The sequence below is a fragment of the Empedobacter sp. EJD.6dd genome (genome assembly GCF_057369435.1).
In genome coordinates this window covers 3,163,609-3,187,296 of record NZ_CM170667.1, presented here as the reverse complement: position 1 = coordinate 3,187,296, position 23,688 = coordinate 3,163,609, and the positions used below count along the sequence as shown (strand labels likewise).

At 29.0% G+C, this 23,688-nt stretch carries 20 protein-coding genes; 5 read left to right on the top strand and 15 right to left on the bottom strand.

Annotated elements, in window-relative coordinates; all coding sequences use genetic code 11:
- Positions 1-85 precede the first annotated feature (85 nt).
- The 3 genes from AC2I98_RS14930 to AC2I98_RS14920 all read right to left on the bottom strand — a co-directional run bounded on the left by AC2I98_RS14930 (position 86) and on the right by AC2I98_RS14920 (position 2,626).
- Entirely contained in the window at positions 86-1,288 is a 1,203-nt protein-coding gene (locus AC2I98_RS14930; RefSeq protein WP_486412431.1) for an IS256 family transposase, read from the bottom strand.
- A gap of 688 nt (positions 1,289-1,976) precedes the next feature.
- A complete protein-coding gene (locus AC2I98_RS14925) occupies positions 1,977-2,225 on the bottom strand; it encodes a hypothetical protein (protein WP_038337108.1) in 249 nt (82 codons plus the stop codon).
- A gap of 5 nt (positions 2,226-2,230) precedes the next feature.
- Positions 2,231-2,626 (bottom strand): DUF5675 family protein, encoded by a 396-nt coding sequence (locus AC2I98_RS14920; RefSeq protein ID WP_486412430.1) that lies wholly within the window; start codon positions 2,624-2,626, stop codon positions 2,231-2,233.
- 524 nt (positions 2,627-3,150) lie between these two features.
- On the opposite strand from AC2I98_RS14920, the gene AC2I98_RS14915 reads away from it, so the two are divergent.
- Entirely contained in the window at positions 3,151-3,423 is a 273-nt protein-coding gene (locus AC2I98_RS14915) for a MerR family transcriptional regulator (protein ID WP_125349751.1), read from the top strand.
- 490 nt (positions 3,424-3,913) lie between these two features.
- Here the strand turns inward: AC2I98_RS14915 and AC2I98_RS14910 are convergent, their stop codons facing one another.
- Genes AC2I98_RS14910 through AC2I98_RS14865 form a run of 10 tightly spaced genes read right to left on the bottom strand, consistent with a single transcriptional unit; the run spans position 3,914 to position 15,301 of the window.
- Positions 3,914-4,240 (bottom strand): DUF6804 family protein, encoded by a 327-nt coding sequence (locus AC2I98_RS14910; RefSeq protein ID WP_486412429.1) that lies wholly within the window; start codon positions 4,238-4,240, stop codon positions 3,914-3,916.
- 2 nt (positions 4,241-4,242) lie between these two features.
- Entirely contained in the window at positions 4,243-4,797 is a 555-nt protein-coding gene (locus AC2I98_RS14905; RefSeq protein ID WP_486412428.1) for a thermonuclease family protein, read from the bottom strand.
- The gene (locus AC2I98_RS14900; protein WP_486412427.1) at positions 4,797-5,360 is read right to left on the bottom strand and encodes a retropepsin-like aspartic protease family protein; all 564 of its coding nucleotides are present in this window, start codon (positions 5,358-5,360) and stop codon (positions 4,797-4,799) included. The genes AC2I98_RS14905 and AC2I98_RS14900 overlap by 1 nt, the downstream gene beginning before the upstream one ends.
- Positions 5,353-6,075, bottom strand: coding sequence for a hypothetical protein (locus AC2I98_RS14895; protein WP_486412426.1), 723 nt, complete (start codon positions 6,073-6,075; stop codon positions 5,353-5,355). The genes AC2I98_RS14900 and AC2I98_RS14895 overlap by 8 nt, the downstream gene beginning before the upstream one ends.
- Positions 6,068-7,693 (bottom strand): hypothetical protein, encoded by a 1,626-nt coding sequence (locus AC2I98_RS14890; protein ID WP_486412425.1) that lies wholly within the window; start codon positions 7,691-7,693, stop codon positions 6,068-6,070. Before AC2I98_RS14890 ends, AC2I98_RS14895 begins: the two co-directional genes overlap by 8 nt.
- The gene (locus AC2I98_RS14885) at positions 7,686-8,540 is read right to left on the bottom strand and encodes a hypothetical protein (RefSeq protein ID WP_486412424.1); all 855 of its coding nucleotides are present in this window, start codon (positions 8,538-8,540) and stop codon (positions 7,686-7,688) included. Before AC2I98_RS14885 ends, AC2I98_RS14890 begins: the two co-directional genes overlap by 8 nt.
- Positions 8,530-11,895 carry a hypothetical protein gene (locus tag AC2I98_RS14880; protein ID WP_486412423.1) on the bottom strand — a complete coding sequence of 1,122 codons (3,366 nt, stop codon included), beginning with the start codon at positions 11,893-11,895 and terminating at the stop codon, positions 8,530-8,532. Before AC2I98_RS14880 ends, AC2I98_RS14885 begins: the two co-directional genes overlap by 11 nt.
- A 1-nt stretch (position 11,896) precedes the next feature.
- Positions 11,897-13,414 (bottom strand): hypothetical protein, encoded by a 1,518-nt coding sequence (locus AC2I98_RS14875; RefSeq protein WP_486412422.1) that lies wholly within the window; start codon positions 13,412-13,414, stop codon positions 11,897-11,899.
- Between the two features lie 2 nt (positions 13,415-13,416).
- Positions 13,417-13,812 (bottom strand): hypothetical protein, encoded by a 396-nt coding sequence (locus AC2I98_RS14870; protein ID WP_486412421.1) that lies wholly within the window; start codon positions 13,810-13,812, stop codon positions 13,417-13,419.
- A gap of 4 nt (positions 13,813-13,816) precedes the next feature.
- The gene (locus AC2I98_RS14865) at positions 13,817-15,301 is read right to left on the bottom strand and encodes a hypothetical protein (RefSeq protein WP_486412420.1); all 1,485 of its coding nucleotides are present in this window, start codon (positions 15,299-15,301) and stop codon (positions 13,817-13,819) included.
- A 259-nt stretch (positions 15,302-15,560) separates the two neighbouring features.
- Here AC2I98_RS14865 and AC2I98_RS14860 point away from each other — a divergent pair, with 259 nt between their 5' ends.
- From AC2I98_RS14860 to AC2I98_RS14845, 4 genes are all read left to right on the top strand, one after another.
- Complete coding sequence (locus tag AC2I98_RS14860) at positions 15,561-16,208, top strand: DUF6266 family protein (protein WP_486412419.1); 648 nt, start codon at positions 15,561-15,563, stop codon at positions 16,206-16,208.
- Between the two features lie 109 nt (positions 16,209-16,317).
- Positions 16,318-17,139: a helix-turn-helix transcriptional regulator gene (locus tag AC2I98_RS14855; protein ID WP_486412418.1), complete on the top strand. Its 822-nt coding sequence runs from the start codon at positions 16,318-16,320 to the stop codon at positions 17,137-17,139.
- Positions 17,140-17,855: 716 nt separating this feature from the next.
- The gene (locus AC2I98_RS14850; RefSeq protein ID WP_486412417.1) at positions 17,856-19,325 is read left to right on the top strand and encodes a DoxX family protein; all 1,470 of its coding nucleotides are present in this window, start codon (positions 17,856-17,858) and stop codon (positions 19,323-19,325) included.
- 53 nt (positions 19,326-19,378) lie between these two features.
- Complete coding sequence (locus tag AC2I98_RS14845) at positions 19,379-19,663, top strand: DUF6520 family protein (protein ID WP_291116450.1); 285 nt, start codon at positions 19,379-19,381, stop codon at positions 19,661-19,663.
- A 144-nt stretch (positions 19,664-19,807) separates the two neighbouring features.
- Here the strand turns inward: AC2I98_RS14845 and AC2I98_RS14840 are convergent, their stop codons facing one another.
- Both AC2I98_RS14840 and AC2I98_RS14835 read right to left on the bottom strand, forming a co-directional pair.
- Positions 19,808-22,333: an alpha/beta hydrolase family protein gene (locus AC2I98_RS14840; RefSeq protein ID WP_486412416.1), complete on the bottom strand. Its 2,526-nt coding sequence runs from the start codon at positions 22,331-22,333 to the stop codon at positions 19,808-19,810.
- On the bottom strand, positions 22,320-23,687 hold the full coding sequence (locus AC2I98_RS14835) for a RagB/SusD family nutrient uptake outer membrane protein (RefSeq protein WP_486412415.1): 1,368 nt from the start codon (positions 23,685-23,687) through the stop codon (positions 22,320-22,322). Before AC2I98_RS14835 ends, AC2I98_RS14840 begins: the two co-directional genes overlap by 14 nt.
- Position 23,688: the final 1 nt, after the last annotated feature.

Below are 23,688 nucleotides of genomic sequence, written 5' to 3'. Positions count from 1 at the left end.
TATGTGTAATAAATAAGTAACTATTTAACTCGTAATTAGACACTATCCCATCAAGTGTGTAAGTAGAAAAGTTAGGGCTTAGATTTTATAATCTGAGCCTATTTTCAAAAATAAGCATAAATTGGTTTAAAACAATTCCCCAATTATGGATTGGCATAGTCCATTTTTTAGTGGACTCTTTGAGTGCCAGATAAACAGACTTTAAGACAGCATCATCGGTAGGAAATGACATTTTATTTTTAGTGTATTTTCTAATTTTTCCGTTTAGATTTTCAATTAAATTAGTGGTGTAAATGATTTTACGGATTTCTAGCGGAAATTCAAAAAATACGGTTAATTCATCCCAATTATTTCTCCAGGATTGAATGGCGTACAAATATTTACTTTCCCATTTTGTTGCAAAATCGTCCAAAGCAGCTTTTGCGGCGTCTTTGTTGGGTGCTGTATAAATGTGTTTCATATCGGCAGAAAACTCTTTTCTGTCTTTCCAAACCACATATTTGCAAGCGTTTCTAATCTGATGAACTACACAAATTTGAGTTTGCGATTCTGGAAAAACAGAGCGAATAGTCTGGGTAAATCCGTTCAAATTATCGGTTGCTGTAATGAGAATATCTTCAACACCACGAGCTTTTAAATCGGTCAAAACACTCATCCAAAAACTGGAACTCTCATTCTTTCCAAGCCACATGCCTAACACTTCTTTTCTTCCCTCTCGGTTTAAACCAACGGCTAAATAAATGGTTTTATTGATGACTTTTGAATTTTCTCGAACTTTAAAAACAATTCCATCCATCCAAACAATCAAGTATAAATCGTCTAACGGTCGGTTTTGCCAAGCAACAACTTCACTAGCAACAGCGTTAGTAATTCGTGATATTGTTGATGTTGAAATATCAAAATCGTACATCTCGCGAATCTGTTCTTCGATGTCCGAAACACTCATTCCTTTGGCATAAAATGAAATAATAATATTTTCTAAACCATCGATAATATTGTGTCTTTTAGGAACTAAAGCAGGTTCAAAACTGCCTTTTCTATCACGAGGAACCTTAATTTCTGATTCACCAAAAGCGGATTTTATTTTCTTGGAGTCATGTCCGTTTCGATAATTTCCATCTTTGCTTCTGGCATGTTTTTCATTGTCTAGATGACTATCTAGTTCAGCATCCAACATATGTTCAACTGCTTTCTTGTGCAGCTCCTTGAAGAAAGATGTTAAATCCTCTCCATTCTTAAAGGACTTGTAAAAATCCTTACTGTTTAATAAATCTTCTTTGTCGATCATAACTATGTAACGTTTAAAAATAATAAAAAGTTATCTCCGAAAAATTATTTGAGCTGTAAGGCTCATAATTTTTCAGAATAACTTTTCTTCTTACACAGTTTGTGTGATACTACCCGTAATTAGTAATTCAAAAATCTCAATTCTCAATTCTCACATCTAAAATCAATCCTCTTTCTCAACCTTAGTCTTAACCTCAAATACATCTACTTTTTACTTTTTACTTTTTACTTTTTACATAATACATTTTACTTCTCAAATCTCAAATCTAACATCTAATCTGTACATTGTACAACCCTCTCAATACTCATATCTCAAATCTAACATCTACTTTTTACATAATACATAACACATTTTACGACTCTAAAATCTCAATTCTCATATCTAAAATCAATCCTCTTTCTCAACCTTAGTCTTAACCTCAAATACATCTACTTTTTACTTTTTACTTTTTACATAATACATTTTACTTCTCACTTCTCACTTCTCAAATCTACTTTTACATAACAAAAAAACTACCCATCACTGGGTAGCCTTTAACAATTACATAAAATTTTCATTCTTCAATTTTTGCAACAACAAAGACAAACAAAAACTACTTAATGCCCCTACGAGCGAAAGTAAAATTGTCGAAATAATATCCTGCCATTGTATACTTGCATACATACCGCATATAGCACCACAAATCACACTAAACTTCGTGTGATCGTGAGGCGGCATCGGATTCATCAACAACATCATGGTCAACAGTTAATTGACTTACGGCTGTTAAAACACCTCCCGTCACAACCAAATATCCACCTAATTGCACCAATAGTGCTGGTAAAACAACAGGAGCGGCAATCAATACACCACCAATACTAGCAGCGACTAATCCTATTGTACGAATATGTTGAAATAACTTAGGTGTTGGCAATTGCAAACGTTCTACTATATTCATAACGTTTATTTTTTAATGTGTAAAAATACCTCTTCACCTCTCTGTAAATACTCATAAACGATTGTTTTCAGTCGTTCAAATGCTTTACGAGAATCAATACCTTTTCCTTCTCCTTGAAGAGAAGTAACTGGAGCTATACATCCATTCAGCTCCTTTAGCGCATCATTCGCTGGATGAAACAAAATCAACGACCGATTCGGAACCAAATCAATCCATACATGCCACCCAAAACGTTTACTAAATCGCTTCTTTAGTGGATATTTACCTTCAGGAATACATGATTTGCGTTTCAAGTTGTTCTTCCATGGTAATTCAATTGTCATGCAAATCAGTTGTTGCTGTAACCAAAGCTGTCCATTGGTTCCGTCAGGTAAATACTTTCTTTTTAAAACTAAATCCATCTTCTATTTTTTTATAGTTGTTAGTCATTTTATCTGTCGCCTATCTTCACATTCCTCATCTCATAATCGTTTAACCATAAGTCACCTCAACATAAACTTTTCATAAAATTCTAATCTATTTCCATATAAAACAAATCACCATAAACCAGATGTCATTTATAATCAATGAAAAACATTTTTATCCCTTTTTGTCATACAACAACAATGATTTTTAGAAAAATAGATCATTTTCTAAAAAAACTAAACAAATAAAACCATCAGGCACAACAAGCTATTGAGTTCTACTTAATTTAATTCGACAACTAAAAAGATGAAATATGAAAAAAAACAAACGAATGATCATTTATGCGAAAGACATACAAAATGCCACTGGAAGAAGTTACAGGCAAAGTCTTCGCTTATTACAAAAAGCCAAACATAAAGTAGGTAAATCAAAAGACGACATGTTAAGTCTAAGAGAGTTCTGCGACGTGTACAACATTAATCCTCTCGATTTTCAAGAATCAATTTAAAAACAAAAAATTATGAACGATAAAACTATATTTTCGGTTCAATGGTTCAATTCTATTATCAAAAAAATAGATGAATTAGAACAAGATTGGAAAAATAATATTATCCAATTCAGCGATTCCATTTTAATGGAAGAACATCAAGTAACAACCCTATTACAAATTTCAAAATCCACCTTACGAAGGTATCGCTTAAAAAAGTATTTTAATGTGTATCAAATAGGCAAGCGAAACCTATATTTACAACACGATATTATAAGAGGTATTCTTACCCATTTGGTGAAATAACAAAAAAAAGAGAAATAAACCATTTATTTCTCTTTTTGCTTTTGCCTAAACAAAATCTAAAATACTATTCTTAGCTAGGGTGAAGAATTTATTCTCCTGTAACTCGTAAATCTCAAATACATCATACTTTTTACTTTATACATTTTACAATTGTAATATCTCAATTCTCACATCTAAAATCAATCCTCTTTCTCAACCTTAGTCTTAACCTCAAATACATCTACTTTTTACTTAATACATTTTACATAATACAACCCTCACATCTAATCTGTACATTTTACTTAATACATACTACATTTTACAACTAAACACCGATACACGAACACCGAACAAACCATACGGAACGGATATACAATGGATACAGAATGGATACAGCGCGGATACACAACCGATACAGAAAAGTGTCATTTTCGATATACATCGATACAGGAATTTAACACTTTTTAACACTTAATTTCTCTAACTAATGCTGTCACACAACTTAATCATATCAATTATTTTTTTTATATAATTTAAAGAAATAATATCCAAAAGCTATATCAATCAAAACCCATAACCATTTATTATTTAAAAAAACTGGAAACAAAGGGTTAAAAAGTACTGCAATCAACCCAAGAATAATAATTTGATCAAAGGATTTATTCTTTTGAATGTAGTTATAAATGATCAATATTAAAATTAAACAAACTACCGTTCTTATAAATTGATAAAAACCATAGGGCATTGGTAAACAAGCAATAAAAAGAACTATACTATTTACTAAAAATAAGCTCTTTATTTTTTTATTATTAAAAATAAAACGATTTGTATTTTTCATATTTAATATTCTTCTAAAGCCCAAAGTCCAATTTTATTTTCTCTCGCCTTGACTTGAAGCTCATAAAATAATTCAGCATATTTTGAATTAGGCTGAATAGTCATTATTCTCGCGAATCCATTTTTTACTAATTCAGCATTAATAAATTTATCATCCAAATAGACATAAGCTAATACACGGTTATATTGATCGTATCTATCTAAATCAAATTCTAATTTAACTGATTGGTTTAAAATCAATTCTGTTAAGTAATTTTTTGCTTCAATTCCATAATACCCTTTCTTTTTTTTAAATCGATTACTAGTTTCAGGTGTATCAATTCCAATCAGACGGATTTTCACCTCATTTCTATTCTCATCATAGCAATAAAAAGTATCTCCATCAACTACTTTATAAACAAAATATAAATCAGATGCTAGAGAAAGATTTATATTTTCATCTATAAAAACACCTTCTCTATTTTCTTTATACTTGTTACTATTATTACTTCGTTTAGAGCTTTTAGATTGACAAGAAATAATCGATAATAATAAAGTGATAATTAATAATTTTCTCATTATTTCAATAAGATTTTTTCATTTCTATTATCAATGGTTACTTGAGCAAATTTTTCTAAAAGTGATTGTCCTAGAAGTAATGGTGCATTAGCATTTTGAACTATAGAAGCCTTTACATTATATAATTTATAGCCTTGTATATCAATCTCTCTTAGATTAACTAATACCCCCTCTGAAATATCACCATTTGCATCAATAAATTCTTGAACACCTAAAAAATCTTCCTCAGTTAAAGTGCCTTGTTTTACTAAGAATCTTGCCTCAGTCTCTGAAATAGAAATTAAACTTGCACCTGTATCAAAAATAAAATCTAAAGGAATATTATTTACTTTAATATTTACAATTTTAACACCCCATTCTGTTTCAAAAGGCAACACAATTTCGTTTCTAATCGGTTTTAATTCTTCTTTTTTAACCACATCTTTTACATCGGAAATATTAGATTTTATTTCTTTTTTATCGACATAAACAGTTTCAAGATTATGAATTTGATGACTTCTACTACCAGACTTTGAACAGCTTAAGATTAAAAGGCATCCTATTAATACAAATATTCTATTCATTTTCTGGTTTAGTTATTTTTGGAACAATTTGAATTATAAAACGTTGATTCTTAGTTTCGGTATGATAAAATTGATTCACTTGTTCTTTATTAGACATATCTTCAATCGTATATTGATGTCGACCAACTCCCCCCCATCCATTACCTGAAATTTGTAAATCGATCAATCCGTTATATTTCTCATCTTCGAAATTTATTCCATTGATTAGCCAAAATTTCCAAAGATTTAAAGCTCTTAAATAACTTAATTCATAATCCCTATCTAATTCTGGTTTTAACAGCTTTGAGGCATATCCTGAAATAATAACGATATATGAAACATTTTGTAAATTAGGATTATTTCTTTTTTCTACTTCAAGTTGATCAATAATTTTTTTCAATTCAAAACCTGCTTCCTTAATTTTGGATGCTGTTAATGAATAATTATCAATATCACCTTCAACAATTTTATATCTTGCTAGAGTATATTTAACGTCAAAACTTAAGACAAAACGCTTGTAATCTTCTTCGTATTTAAAAAGATTACTATTTTCCTTTAATGGTTTTACATTACGCTCCACCATATCATATACTTCAAGTTTTTTTTGTAAATCCTTAACTTGTTTTTGTTGAGAAATAAAGGTGATAACAAACAAGACTAATACAATAAAAAATAAACTGGTCATTAAATCTGAGAAACTTACCCAGAACATTCCCTGATCCTTTTTTTTAGCCATTTATTTTCTTCTTTTTAAAAGGATTTTTAAATATATCTGAAATAACATCAACTTTAATTCTGTTAGGTATCGATTCTACTGCATGAGCAGATTTTTCAATTACTGCAGAAGTTTTCTCTAAAGTTTTTTTAGATTCTTTAACTAACTCATTACCTTTTTCTAATGTAGTATTAGTTCGATCAAAGAATATTTTCAAGGCTTCTAATTCTGATTTAATTTCAACAATAGTATTGGATTTATCAGCTAACTCGTTATTCGAATCTTTTAAATCCTCTAGATATTTTAGATTCGCAAAATATGATCTATTTTCTTCAAAAGCTTTTTCTAACAACTCAGTTTCTTTCATTGTCATTTGCTTGATGCCTTCTTTTTGGGTATCAATTAATTTTTGGTATTCAGTAACCGTACGAGTCATCGAATCATCCGCTTTCATCACCCATTTCATTAACAAATCATCACTTGATTCGAATTTAGAAATATGTGTTTTCAAGTATTCCATAACTGTACGAGTTTCCTCAATACGCTGATCTATTCCTTCAGCAATTAAACTAAAATCATTCGTTCTTTGAAGTATTTGATTGATTTCTCTACTTAAGTTTTCTGTATTGTTAATTAAACGATCAGATGAATTTAATGCAGCATTAAACTTCTCTAAATTTGGGACAGTTTCTTTTAACTCTTTCAGAACTTTCACATTTGCTTTTGCAAAATTGTTGATATCAATAGACTCTAAAGAACTTAAAATCGTAGCCTGAGCTGTTATTGTTTGATAATTCTTAGCAAACATTTTATCAAGTTTCCCTAAGTTTGAACCAAAGTCTGTATTAAATTTAATCAATACATCTTTTAAAGTAGATACACTTGACGTAACAGATTGATTTATCAACGGCATCAGTTCCGTCTGAATTAATGTATATAAATCATTTTTATTCGTTTCAATTATTCGACGTGCATCTTTAAAACCTAATACCGAATTATAAACGGTAAATGCTAAACCAAATAAACTTGCAAGCATTGCAATAGCAACACTTAATAAAAAACTTGATATTCCTTTGTCAAAAATATCTTGTCCACTTCCTTGAATAATAAATAAATTCACTAACCCAAAAATAATCCCAAGCATAGTCCCCATTAATCCTAAATACAAAGGTGTATTAATCGTCTGAGCTATCATATCATCTTCTGCATCAATATTACGCTCTATAACATCTTTGATTAAGTTAAAATCGGCTACAGAACCTTTATTCTTTATTAAATAAATATTTAAAGATTCTTTTATTGAATCGAAAGAAGTATTAAATGATTTTGTAGGTGCTATCAAATTTAATTCAGTATTATCTTGATGAAATAAATTTAACTCATTATTCAAGTATATTTCTTCATTATACTGATTTTCAATATCTTTTAATTCGTCAAATTTATCAATGATTTCTTTCGGATTTTTCTTTGAAAGTTCATCTGTTGAAATGATTAATTTATCAATATCTAATTGATTGATTTTTGGTAAGTAAGTTTTAAGTTTTAGAATAGTTTTTTTGGTTTCTAATCCAAATTTAAGTTGTAAAAAAATAATAGCTACAACTAATATTATCTCTATTATGGTTATAATGTTATTCATAGCGAATCTGAGCTTTTGTTTGTATTTTCCATAAATCCCCCTCTTTTATTACAATACCAGGTTGTATTGTAATGATTTTAGATGCATTAGGTTTAAATGCATTTTGGTTATCGCAAAATGGCTTGATATAATTTTCTGGAGAATAAAGAGCTTTTTGTAGAGTAAAATTATTATTATTAAAAGATATTTCCCCTTTATTTTCAATAATTTCAATCACATAAAAAGAATCGTCACTATTATGTGTATTCAAGAGTTGATTCTCAAAATAACCATTTTTATTAAACTTATTTACAAAAAATTTTTTAATAACATTTGACTTATCATTCTCAGATGAAAATATCGTATCATTATTTTTTATTTCTAAAGATTCCTCTTTTTCAAGTAAAAGATCTGTTTTAATTTCTTTTATAGTTTTTTCTTTTAAGTTACATTTTTCAGACTCTTTTACTTCTTCCTTAACATTTTTATTAACCTCAGCATTTTCTTTCTTAAAAACTACTCCTTTTTTAAGGGAAATTTTATTATTTAAATAATCAATATCAAGATAATCACTAAATTGGTTTAATGATATTTTTAAATTATCTAAAGTTTCTTTATAATTATCCTTTATATGATGATTTCTATTATTTGAATCTATATTTCTGACAGAAATATTATTATTATTCATAAACTTTTTATCTACAAGCTTATACTTTAAGAAAAAAATTACAAATACAACAATGTTTAAAGATATTAGAACAATAAAAGCTGTAAACCAAAAACTATCTTGATTCTTTTCGACAGGATCTACAGCATATAAATTAGCTGCCGTAAAAAACACTAACATTATAAAAATTTTATTTCTCATAATCATCTTCAATTATATGAGTTGCTAAACTGTTTAATATTCCGATTAAAGGATAAAAGAATAAAGATTCATTTACAGGAGTATCTAACTGATTGTTTAGTTCACTAACCCTTTCGTGTACACCTAACAATAATTCATCTTTAGATGATGATTTTATAAATGATTTAAATTCATTTAATCGCATTTGAGAAATCTCAAAATTATCTGTGAAACTAAAATCTTTATTTAAATCAAAAAATAAATCAATGAAGTTTGAAAATTCTGATTCAACATCATTAATATAATTCTCTACATTTTCATACGTATCCGATGTAGTGTTATTGATATCCCCAATCAAAGTAAAACTTAAATCATTTATATCATAATCCTTAATAGCGTAAATCATACCTTTTGCAGTCATTTCTTTAGGATTATCATATCTACCTATTTTAATTGAATCAACTTCTTGTTGATAAACTTTTTCAAAAATAAGTGCAGTCAATTCAGATAAAATTTTAGATTTTTTAGAAGAATCAATTACATTTAAAATTCTTGATCCATTTCCTGTAAATGTTATAGTATTAGGAGACTCTAGTTCATTTAACTTCATAATTTTGGCTAAATGATATATCATTGATGAGTAATACAACAAGAAAACAATAATCAAATCTCCACTATTTGAAAGCATCTTATTAAATGATATTTCAATATTATCTTCCATTAGTTCTTTATTATTTTCAAGTGAAAAAGCAAACGTAGCTAAGTCTGTAAAATCATTTGAGTTAAACAATAATTTCCCTGCAATAGATTCTAAATCAGATTTATTATTATCAATTAATGATTTGATTATCCTTTCATAAAATCTTTTATATGCATTTAACTCTTTAGATTTATTAAATCCATTACCGAATAAAGTATTAACACCTAATTTAAAAGATGTTATTAATTGTGGCTCATTTTTATAATAAATCACCATATCAACTGTTCCTCCCCCCATATCAATCGAGGCTACAGGTTTATTCAATGAAACAATTCCTTGTTTTTTAATTAAGTATTGAAACGGTACAAGAGATTCAGAATATTTTTCAATTTCTACATTATCACTAAAATGTTTTTCTATTAAATTTTCAAAAACACTTTCTAAATTAATTAAACGAGCTTTAGACATACTTAAAGGGTATGACCATTTAATTTTTGTCTTTTCTAAATCTCCATTATTAAAAATTACTTTATTTTTTATTAATAAAATTAATTCTTCTAAGTACTTTTCTACATCTAAATTTGTCTGCTTTTTCCATTTTAAATTAGATTTAATTTCATTATCTAACGGTATAACTTTCTTTTGATAAACAAATGGAATAGAATAATCCATTAATGAAAATGTAGGAACAGCTTTATTTAAATCTTTTTTATGCGTTAAAACTGATCTTATCGGGAAATTATAATCTGATTCTAAATTAATCAATGGAGGCATTAATTCAATTAATATAGCAGAATCATTCATATCTAAAGCATCTGAAATATCTCCTTTATTAATAAAATCAGGATCTATAGTTGACTGATATTGAATGTCTCTTTCTACAATTTCAAATGCTTTTGGTTCAGAATTATTTATTTGATATTCGATATGAGTATTTGTAGTACCAAAATCTATTGCAAATGTAAATACATCATTTTTTGCTTTTTGAACTTTCCATTTTGGTACAATTACATTCTGATAATCAAATTGTGATACAGTAATATAGTCAAATGATTTTTCTACAAGATCATATGACGATTTGATTAGTTCTTGACCTCTTGTTTTAGAAGCTAAAATACGATTAGGTATATTATTAGAATTATAATAATTTAATTTTACATTATAATCTCTCATTTTATATAACCCTATACGATAATCATTAATAAACTCAGATTTTATAAACGGATATATAGCAACAGCTGCATCTAATTTTTCAATTACACCTTGGTTATTTTCTAAATCAGGTCTTAAATCTTTATCAAAAGAAGCTTCTTTAGAGTCGTATTTTCTAGTAAATGTTATAACATCTATTCCTGCATTTATAGGAATTCTTAATACCACTTCCACACTAGCAGAAAAAGCTGTAATTTCAAGCATTGGATTACCATTAATTTTTTTATTCATTAAATCATCAATGGTATAAAAATCAAAAAATCTTTTTGTTAATGGGAGTGCATAACTAACATCATATTTTTCTTTATCTTTCGAAATTCCGTTGTAAAATGCATTCGAATTTAAAGCATAATCAAATTCAAAAATTACGGGCTCTAAAAAATCACTTACCGTTAAGTATGGATATTTAACGATTACTCCTGGCAAAGATCTTTCTTCCAAAGCATTTTCATCGACATAAGGAATTTTAAAATTTATATCCCAAATTGAAGTGTTACTTGTGTATTTTAAAGCTTTGTTGAAATTATTTTGTAGGACTAAAGGTTGCTTTTGGTCAGGGTATATATTTTTGAATCGATCTGAATAAATTAAAAACTCAGATTCAGATTCGATAGGCATTTCCCCACTACGTTTGTATAATGGGATACCAAAAATTTCTACATTTTGCCCTCCAATACCATTCGTTAATGTCTTACAATTTGATAAGTAATTATTTCCTTCTGTAAATAAACTGATTTCGTTATATAAATCAAAATTTGTTGAATTCAATAGTTTTCGAGTAGCTTCTAAATAATCATAGAAACTCACCATTTTAGCCTTAAGCATCGGATAATGAGCAAATAAACTAAAAACATATTTAATAAATTCTACATCTCTTTTATGAAGCGGACAATATTCATTATCAAACAGGACATCATTATTATTAATTCTTAATCCTTTTGTAATATCAAATAAATCATTTGCAGAAGTAAAAAATAAAGTCAATGGAGAAGTACCTCCAATTACTTGGTGATTATACTTGAAAATATAAAATCCATTGAAATTATTAAAATTAAACGATTCATTATCTTGACTTAAATATAATGACAAAGTTTCACCATATAAACGATGTTTTGGATCATTCGATTCAATCAATAATTTAAGATGGCTTTTTTTATTCCAATACGACATACTTAAACCAGGTACGTTATCAAAATTAAATGATAACTCTAGTAAATCTAATGTATCAGAAACCATTTTATGATGAACAGTATCTCCATCTAAATCATAATTATCAGCTACAATTTTAAATGCTGTTCTAATTAAATCTAAACGAGCAAAAGGACTTGGAATTGATGTCGGTTCTTTTCTTGTATTGTCTCCATCTTTTGTAGATATCGATTCAATTACAGTACTATCTATCACTTCTGAATCGGCCCAATGTTCTAAATCTTGACCTGCAGTTAATCTAAATACTTTTGCCATTTTAGAATAATTTTTCTTTTATTAATTCTTCTGTCCCTTGTGAAAATAATTCTACAAATTTTGTCTCTACTGAAGTGAAATTTGCTGAATTCTTCTTATCTATTTCATTTAATTTTTGAACATAAAAATCATAATTTTTAGATCCTATTAATTTTGAGAAGATCCCTGAATTCTTTGCTTCTACTCCATTAATTAAATTGTATATATCTGAATTGTCGTATAAAATATCTGTCACTTCTTTTGTTTCATCATCTGTTAGATAGTCTATTATAAAAGGTTTAAAAGAAACTTGATTTCTACTCAATTCTCCTAACCAAACTCTATATGATTTAAAGAAATCTGTTAAATTTGTATAAAATGATTGATTTAAAAAATTAGTATCAATCCGATAAGTTCCATCACTCGCAAAACGTTGATCCAGTTTATCCTTTAACACATCATTGCAGAACAAATTAAAATAGAACAATTTTGTTAGATTTTGCTTAACAATAAATTGTGTAGATTCATGAAGATGTCTAAAATTTAATGTATTTACATCTACTTTTACTCCGAATTCTTTGTACTTAGAATTCTCAGCTTTTCCATCAGATGTGTATAAATTCTCATCATTTGCAAAGTCAATGATTGACAAAGCGGCTGCTACCTCAACAAAATGTGCGTCATTTTTTTGAGTTTGTCCACCTTCACTATTTTTATATAAATTATCCGCATTATCACCAATGTAATACATTGAATTTAATGCTTGATTTCCTGAAATATTTTTATAATAATAATGTAGTGCAGATTTAGCTTTTGAATTAAATGTATGACTATCTATTGCTGAATTTTCATCTGTATTTAATTTAAAATATGGTAAAACAGATATTGCACCAATTACCGCATTCTTGATTTGTTGATGATGTTTACCACCGATATTTCCTTCTCTTAAATTTTTTAGTAACAAAGGAAAACCTGCAGCTCCTGTTCCACCAAAAATAGAACTTATAATAAAAATACGATCATCTTCTTCAAAAGAATCAGCAAAATATTGGAACGTTTGCGATTTCGTAAAACTATTCAAAACTACACTACCAATATTCGGATTTCCTTTGAATCCAACTTCAAGATTTAAATCTAAATTTTGTTCAGAAAATAATAGCGATGTTAAATCTGAATTATTAGGATCTAAAGTTGAAAAATTGATGAAATTTTTAAAGTTATCACCTTGTAAACCTTCTAAATTAATAACATATTGATCCGCTATTACACGACCGTGTTTTTCATTAATAATACTTCCAAGTGTACTAATTTTATTCTTAAAAAAAGTATTTTTCTCGCTAGTACTGATCTTATTATAAATGTTTGAATAGTTATTTAAAATCTTAACCGTACGATTTACATCTGCAGCAGATTTATCTGGATCAATGATTATAGGAACAATTTCATAATTCGTTTTTACTCCAGATGCTAATAACATTGCTAAGGATTTCAACGTTCGTGATCCCGTTCCTCCGATTCCGAAAATATATAATTTAGGCATAGTTAAAAAGGAATTTTCTTTGTATTTGTACTGATATTTTTGAAAATAATAGAAAATAATATCGATAGAACTAATGCGAAAACTGCATTAACAGTTGCTAAAGACAAATAATCATTCGAGTCATACTCTATTCCTAAACCAACAAAAAGATTATTTGGATAACTATACGCAAACACAAAGTTGATTAAAATAGGAATTAATACAACAACTACCCAAATAAACAATTTAGCTAAATGGACTTTATCAATAACCTTATAGTATAAAAAAGGGATAAGAATACATGTTAGCAATAGAACAAATCCTAGAATTTGATAAATATTTTCGTTGTATAAATCCCCTGAAAATTCATTCGAATACGTAAACGTCTCATATATAGACGCAAAAATCTCATTAAACATAGTATTATTTATTTAGAGTAAAGTTTAGACTTATGAAGTCGTTGTTTGTATTATTATTTTTAAGATTGTAAGCTTCGTAAATTCCATCAACGAAATAATTGAATCCAAACGTTGTCAATACACTTGAAGAGATATTTGAATCATTTTCAGTTGATGATTTAACAATCCAATTTGGTTTTTTATTTGTCAATTGAATCGCTAATTTTTTATCAAAATTAGATTGAGTTGATTCAACAGTAATAAAATGAGTTGCTTTTGATTGTTTCACTTTATTAGCTACACCTGATGAGAAATTGTCATTAATAAAATCATCAGTTCTTGGTGTAATAGCTTTAATTTTAAAATCACCAACGATATTATAATTAGTTGGATCTATAACTATTTTTTGATCTGGGACTTCAGAAAAATCTACTGCAATAGTAAATTGAAAAACTCCATTATCCATTTTTACTTGATTCAGTATAATATTGTCTTTTGTATATTCTCGATCTACACGTGATGACCCAATATTAGTTTTTGCATCAAAAACTTCGTAAACTGGCTTAAAACTAGCAGAATTGGAAATATAGTAACTGTTTTCAAATCCTTTTAAATTACTTAATTGGATTTGCTTTATAAAGTTTCTTAAAATCTCATCATTTCCGATTGCTAATACATAGTATGGTCTTTTCCCTTTATAATTAACTATTGTATTATTAGCAGTATAATAACGACCATCAAAATCAGAATTGAATTTTAAAATCAATGTTGAAACTTGATGCTTATTTAAATGTTGTAAGAATGCATCTTTAGTTAAAGATTTTCCTATTCCTAGACCATCTTGTGTATTTTGATTTTTGTCTAATGAGTAAATGAAATCTGATAATAATATTGAAATGTTATTATTATTTGATTTAGATAAAATCAATTTTAACGTTTCATTTAATTCAGAAGTTGAGGTATTTCCTTGTTTATATTCGGTATTATTTGCATTAATTTTAGAAATAAAATTCTTGACATCCTCCGAATTCGATTGATAAACATTAGAGTTAACAAAAAACGTATTTGTATTTGTAATACCAAAAACACCTCTTACTTGTACAATTAAATCAGATAAATTTGATTTATAAATGGTATTTCCATTTATATAACCATCCATACTACCTGAGTTTTCTATATATACATTTACCGTTGTTTGAACTTCTTTTTTACATAATACCTGAACATCAGAATATCCTTTTAATTCATTTTGGAGAACGTTCTTTAAATAATTAATAAATAACTTTTCATCTAACTTATTATCAACAAATAAATCTTCAAACTTTCTTTGATTATTAATAATATAATTTCTTAAAGAAATACATTCTTGTGAATCAATTTTTCTATCATCACGAATAGATGTCATTAACTCTTGCTTAAAACTTCTTTCATTACAACTATTACAACTTGAAACATTTATTATTAAAACAAAACCTAATGTTCTTCTGAAAAATTTATTTACCAATTTCATTTTACAAGCCTTCCTAATTAATTTTTAATAGATAACAAATTTATAGTATGGCTTTAATAAAAAATTACGGTTTCACGTAATACAGCTAATAAAATCTATATTTCACACCTAACATCTACATTCACACCAATCATTCCCCTTCATCATCCATCAATTTTGTTCACAGCTCGTCAGGTTTCAATCACTTAAAGCTATTCAGTCTACATTCGAATTGTTGCTGAACCAAGTCAAATAAAGTTTAATTTAAAATCTATTAAAAATGGGAAAAATTACAGATTCTCTATTGTCAGGTACGCGAGGACGTACAGGACGAATTGTTGTTTCGAATATCGAAGGGCATGAAATATCTCGTATGCGACCACGAAAATCAAATCGTATACCAACGCCAAAACAACAAGTTATAAAAAACAGGTTCAATTTTGCTGTGCAGTTTATACAAGGGTATAAAGCATTGGCTAAAACCTATTACGGAAAAAGGTCTGGACTAAAATCACCTTACAACCAAGCAATGGCAAATTTATTACAAGCTATTTTATGTGATATGGATACGTTAACTTTTTCTATTCAGTACAACAACATTCAATTCACAAAAGGTAACTTACTCGAACCACAGCCTGTAAATATTACAGCAGACGATCCACTATCGGCAACGATTACATGGACCAATAATGCAACAGAACTTGTGGATCAAAATGACACCTTAGTTATATTGTATGCAGAAGATGGTAATACAAAAGCACAATCAACGGTTGTACAAACAACGGTAAAACGCTCTGAAGAATCCTATGTACTACAATTTCTGCCCAAATATCAAGGAACAGATGTGCATGTTTGGATGAGTTTTTTATCCGTCATAAAACAAGACGCTGCACCTTCTGTTTATTTAGGTCAAGTCACTGTACTTTAATTACTTCCCCTCTATTTTTTTGGAGGGGATTTTTGTTTATTTTATAATTTATTGTATATTAGAGAATTACATCTTTACTACAACCATTTTCAATTTTAATTTTAAGCGTATGAAAATTGAAGTATATGAAGAATATATCAAGTATCTGAACTTTTTTATTCATCGATATGGGGATGTAATCAAAAAAATTGAACCACAAATCGAGGCCAAGCAAGATATCCTAAACAAACAGTATATGCAAATGATTGAATATGCATTTGGTTTTATTCAAAAAATCAATTTGTTTGGGATACAAGATTATCAATCACAACTTCTGTTTATTCCGCAATTAATCTTTTACTTCAATGATATCTGCGAATGTCCCCGTCCCCCAACCCTATCCATAGATTTTAAAGTTGACATAGAAGCTGTTTGCGAACTATTAAAAAACAACACACAAATCAACTATAATCAAAACCAATATTTTCCTGCACTCATCGATATTTCTGCATTATCCGTCGGTTACCATCATCTCGCTGGTTTTGTACACCGACACAAACAAGATCAATTTGCGTATTACTGTGTTTCGTTCCAAGTAATAAGTCAAGAATTAAAAGGCCAATGGAAAAGATTTTATCATATTCCCATTCACAAACTCAAATTAATTTACAAAGAATGCCTGCAAAAGAACCAAACACTTTATGCTTTTGCAGCAGACACCGAATTTACTTACTATGAAATTCAGAAAGGATTTAACTACTATTTCAACTGCTCCTTTACGGAATACGAACAAAAATTAAAAATGTTGAAAGCATTAGAATTGATCATGTTTACCAATGCTCCATTCAAAGACATTACCGTTCAAAGTGGTTTCTCCACTTACATTACCTTAAAACGTACATTTGCGAAACACCAAATTCCTTTAAAAGGAATCCCTCGATTAATTATCTAAAAAATAAAACGCTTAATCAATAAAACCATCATTTCGAGTGGAATTCTAAAAGAATTTTATATCGAGAAAAAGGATTTCAAATTAAATATCTATTCTCAATACTCTAGTTTTCATAAAATGAAAACTCTATGGTAAACTATTGATTATTCTTTTGTAAATTTTCTATGCCTCTATGTGGTTAAAATAAATACAATCAAGTTGTAGATTCTGCCCATTTCAACTTTAAAACCGTCAGTTCGAGTGGAATTCTAAAAGAATTTTATATCGAGAAAAAGGTTTTCAAATTAAATATCTATTCTCAATACTCTAGTTTTCATAAAATGAAAACTCTATGGTAAACTATTGATTACTCTTTTGTAAATCTTCTATTTTCTATGCCTCTATGTGGTTAAAATAAATACAATCACGTTGTAGATTCTGCCCATTTCAACTTTAAAATCGTCATTTCGAGTGGAATTCTGAAAGAATTTTGTATCGAGAAAAAGGTTTTCAAATAATCTGGTTAAAATAAAATTACCTTATATAGAACAATTCTAAAACTCATCAAAAATGAGAGGTTTTTCAAAAAAATGAGTTCTATTTTTAAAATATGAGTAGAATTAACAAAAATTGGTCTGTTTTTTCAAAAAATAGGTATTGACTTGCTCAATAACTTCTCTGAACTTTGTATAACATTTACCGTTAGCCATTTACCGTTAACCATAAAACATATAATGATGAGAAAAGTAACTTCTATTTTACAAACACTCATCTGCTACCTATTTATTGTTTTATTTGTCTATGCAGCAGTCAGTAAGCTTATCGATTTTGAGACTTTTCAAACGCAATTGGGACAATCACCTATTCTTACAGCTTATGCAACATGGATTGGTTATGCCGTAATAAGTGTAGAGCTCATTATTACGCTATTATTATGCTTTCGTTCTACACGACAAATTGCGTTACATGCCTCTTTCATTATAATGATCGCATTTACTGCCTACATTTACATTATCTTACATTACAGCGATTTTATTCCATGTTCTTGTGGAGGGATTCTCGAAAAATTATCGTGGGAACAACACATAGTTTTTAATCTTGTTTTTGTTTTACTCGCATGTATTGCCATTATTATTCAAACCTCTTATTCGAAGTTAAAAATTAGTATACTATTATTCACTGAGATCTTTATAGGCATTGGATTACTCTATTTTCTTCATATTTCTTCCGAAAAAACAATGAAGATCAACAATCCTTTTATTCGAAAATTTCAACCACATGCAATTGATCATCCAACCAACATAACATTACCTTCTAATGGTTTTTATTTTGCAGGTGCGCAAGGAGATACTATTTTCTTAGGTGTAACAACCGCTCCTCTATTATTAGGAACAATTTTTCCTGAAAACGATATATTACAAATAGACACTATACAATTAGACCAAATGGATTTACCTTTTCAAAATGCACGTATACAGGTTAATTATCCAGATTACAGCTTAATTGACGGCTATGTTCCTGCAATTTTTGAAGGTAAACTTCCTTCTAAAAAAGCATACAGACAATTCGAAAATCAAGCCTATTTTTCAAGAATAGTAAGAACAAGTTCATCAAATTATATTTTTAGAGGCCAAAGTACACAAACAGGAGAAAATATTCTGGGATTACAAAATACGACTACACATCATATTTCATTTAATACTAAAATACTCGAAAAACAAATGGATGTAGTCTTTGATACCGATGGTACTTTTGCTTATGATCCTATTATAAAAAATGTTATTTATACCTATTTCTATCGCAATGAATACCGTATAATAGACTCTATACTTCAAGATAAAGGCAGAGGAAACACAATTGATACTATTTCGACTGCTCAATTATCAACCATCCATCTCAAAGATGGTACAACCAAACTCGATGCTCCTCCTCTCAAACTAAATAATAGACAAATCGCCTATGGAGGTTTTCTCTTCAACGATTCTAATAGTCAAGCTAAACTAGACCCTCGTGACATTCGAAAAAACAACCGAATTATTGATGTTTACGATTATCGAGCTAATCGTTACCACTATAGTTTTACAGTACCCGAAGAAGGAAAAGAAAAAATAAGAGAAATGTGGTTGACTTCGAAATACTTCTATGTGTTACAAGATAATTTACTAATAAAATATAAACGTATGCATACACCCTTTATTGACGAATAGAGGCAGGATTGCTGAAACCTGTTAACGTAGGCACCACATTAAAATTATACAAAATGAAAACAAATTTCAAACAAATCATTTTACCAGCTGTCATCATCATGATGGGGACTGGTGCAGCTTTTGCTACAAATCAAGTAAAGCAAAAAGAAAATAAACGCGCTCCTAAAATGGGATACATTTACAACACAACATTAAATACATGTGTTCCCATTAGAGAATGTTCTGATATTCCAAATGATATCTGTACAATAGATGATAATGAAGATAGTCAACAAGTTTTTGGTCTAAAAAACACTGGCGATCTGAATACATGTAATGTTACGTTATATAAACCTTAAAAAAATAGCTCCCAATTGGGAGCTATCTTTTTTCTTAAATTTTAAAAATAAGAGAAGAAATCAAAAAATGAGCTAATCAAATAAATTAGCTTCGATCTTAATACTTATGACATTGTACAATTCTAAAATCTTAATCTCCTCCCTCTACTCTTCCAACATTGGTTGTATCCAATCAGCAGCGGAATTTCCTTTTAGAAAGTATTCCATCCATTGCCATATTTTATAATTCAAATCCAAACGATTCACTTTTTTCGATATACTATGTCCCTCATCAAGATAATTAAGGTAGACAGCTTTTTTACGGACTCGTGTCAAACCATAAAAATAAGAACGTACTTGTTCTGGTAATACATTGTTATCTAAATCACCACCCCAAAGTAAAATTGGTTTTTGCACCTTCTTGACATGGTAAATAGGAGAAGCTTCCAAATAACCTTGCCAATTATCAAATAAACTACTATTCATACGTGTTTGTTGACGCTCTTCCCTCGCGTAATCAGAATAAGAACTTCTATCAAATTTATACTGTGTCAAATATTTTCTAGGAATATCAATTACAGGAACCCCTATCGTCGCTGTTGCAAATAGATTAGTTGTCCCCATAAACAAGGCTGCTTCATACCCTCCAAAAGATTGTCCAATAAGCCCGATATGTTTGCTATCTATTTGCGGAATAGATTTTATATTACTCATTAAGTTTTCAATACTTTTAATTGCTGTTTTTTGTGAATCATTTACTTTATATGCCAAATCGGGTATCAAAACGAAATAACCATTGTGAACATAGTGCATAAAATTAAAACCTATTCCATCCATTAAATGAGGTATATCGTCCTGTCTAAAATCGTAAGAAAGTTTTTCATATACCCTAACTACCATTGGGTAAACTTTAGTAGAATCGTAATCTATGGGATAAAATAAATAAGCATTTAATTCTTGCCCATCAACTGTGTAATGAAACAATTTCTTTTTTAGTAAAGGACGACTCCCAGTTTTCATGCCTTTGCTTGTATACTTTAAATAGGATTTATTTCCTTTTACTTCATAAATTTTTAAAGGCTCATTGTAGCCTGATGTAGTATACACCACTCTTTTATTTTCTTCAAAATCTTTGATTGTAAAATCAGATTGCGCAATAATTTTCAATTTATTTCCTGTGATGACTCCCAAACGAGTGGTATAATCTTTCATTGAAATTCCTCTTACCAAAAGTGGCTTTTTCAAATCTATAGGACGATGAAAAATACCCCCCCATAATGATTCCCCTAAAATCCAAAGAGGTTGTGCTTTCAGCTCATAATTTATATGATCAGTAGCTCCATTGGTTAACAACTGTACTTTGTTTTTAAAGATATCCCAACTGTACAAATCATATTCAGATTTCACTATAAAAATACCTTTTTGAAAAGTAGGTGTAATTCTATCCTTCGGTAAATCTGCTAAATCATTGTATTTTCCGTCACTTAATTGTACATTAGATTCAAATGGAGCTTCTTTAATTTCGTGTGTAGACAAGTTTTCACTTTTCCATCTTCCTTCTTCAAAATAGAGAATATAATCTGTATTTATATCATAATAATAATTATAATCTTGTATGAACTGATTTGCAATCGATTCTTGTAGTCTTCCATAGTCTTTCACCAATCGCATCGGTAATCTAACATTCGTTAACGTATCAACAACATTTAATGCGTTATCATACAACATAAAATCACCACCTTTAGTTAAAAATTTTTGCGTTTGATAGGGTTTCTTTTTATCTGGTTTCCAAGTCCATTTTTTTTCTTGCACATCATAAATACCTAATTGCAAAAATGAGAAAGCTTTAGGATTATATTGATTGGTATAACTTATTTCTGCTAATTCATTTTTATTATTTTCTAAAACAAGCTTAAATAAAATATAACGATTATCTCTTATCTCAAGATTTGTAACATAATCTTCCGTAAATAGAAATTGAATTGGAGGAATAATAATTGATTCATTAATTTTTTGAGAATCTTTTTCTTGTTGAAATAATCGCAATTTGTCATTTTCCTTCTTCAACCCTATCCATTCAGAATTACTTTCATGCAACCAATCTATAGCAGGAAAATTGATTAATTGACTCATTCTATTCTGCTTTAGGTCTAAAACATTCCACACAGCATCAATTCTAAAATATATTTTCTGGGATGTAAAATCGATTCTATTACTCTTCAAATGTTTTAAGTGGTGATTGACCAAACCATTTGCATTAATGATAATCATTTCTGTCTGATCAATCGGTTTTAATATAACCATATGATTAGATGGAAAATGAATAAAATTTACGATGCCTTCAAATTTCTTTTTCTTTTGCGTATACAAATTTTCAAACACCACCTCTTGGTTAGGCAATTGATACACTAAAACTGAATCAGATGTAAATGTAAATAAAGATGCTTCTGGTAATACTCTAGTTGTACTATGTTTTAGTGAAATTAATTCATACATCGGTTTATCTTCTCCATATACATGTCGTACTACTACCCAATCCAAATTCGGACTTTGAGTATGCAACGAAGTCCTATGATATGCTTTGTAAGAATCACTAAACTCTTTGATGGTTTGAGCTATAACAGGGCTTAATTGACCAAGCAATACAAAGAAAAGAAGTAAAATTTGCAAAATTATTCTAGTAACCATCATTCTGTGGTTTTAAATTTGGATTCAATAAAAGTTCGCTTTCAGGGAGTGGTAATAATACAAAAGTTGATTTCCAATTAGGTTTTAAACCAATCATTTTAGCATCCAATAGATTCATTCTTTTCAAATCAAAAAAGCGTGCACCATATTCAGTAAATAATTCATGTTGACGCTCTTCTAATACACGCTCCAACAATTGTTCTTTCGATCCCATTGGAACAGCTGTCAAACCAGCACGTGTTACAATTTGATTCAAATACCCTACTCCATTTGCCAGTTCTCCTTTTTGAATATAAGCTTCTGCACGATTAAGAATCGTTTCTTCGTTGCGTAAAATAATCGAATATTCATTCTGACCATTTGCTGTCGAATATTGTTTGTATTTATACGAATAGGAATATTTTTTTCCTGTAAAATCAGCTATTGTACCTATCCAGTTTTGAAAACGAAGATCTCCTGTACGAAATGTATTGACAAAAGATGGTTGCAAAGCCACAATATAAGGTGGTGCAAAAAACATAATATAAATACTTGCCTCGTATGTGGTTGCTGTCGCTGATGCTGGAGCGTATTGCCAAATAGTAGAGACATTATCTTTTAAATAGGCTTTACTAATATCTTGTCTCAATTGGAATGATTCATTTTGAGCTAAATTAGCAGTAACCTTAATCACATCATCCCATCTTTTTTGAAGCAAATACAATCGTGATAAGATTAACTGAGTTGCTTCTTTTGATGGTATAAATCGATTACCTACCGCTGTATTAACGGCTAATAATTGCTGAGCTAGTAATACATCATCTTCTATTTTTTGATAAACTTCTGCAATCGTATTCTTAGAAACATGTTGTGTTACTTTATAGTCACTTGTAGCAATATAAGGGATTTCACCATAGCTTTGAACTAAATACAAATGCAACAATCCACGAATAAACAAGGCTTCTCCTTTCAGTTGATTCTTCGTAGATAACTCGATCGAATTCGAATTTTCGACTCCTTCAATAATCCGATTGGCTTGGTAAATCTGATTATAAGTTGTTTGCCATAAATTTTTGACAGCGCTTGAAGTTGGATTTAAATTTAACTGATAAAATTGGTCTAATGTAGAGTTAGCTGTTTGATAAGAAACCAATTCGTCAGTATAACACCCTAAATAAACTCCGCCTCCAAATAATCCACCAGATAAAAATCCGCCTTCTCTTAAAGACTGATAAAGCCCTGCTAAAGCTGACTGAGCCAATTTACCATCTTTAAATACGGTCTCTTGTGTAATTTGATCCTGTGGCAAATCGAGATCTATAAATTTTTCGCAACTCGAATACGATAATACGAATAGTAGGATAATAATTTTTTTCATT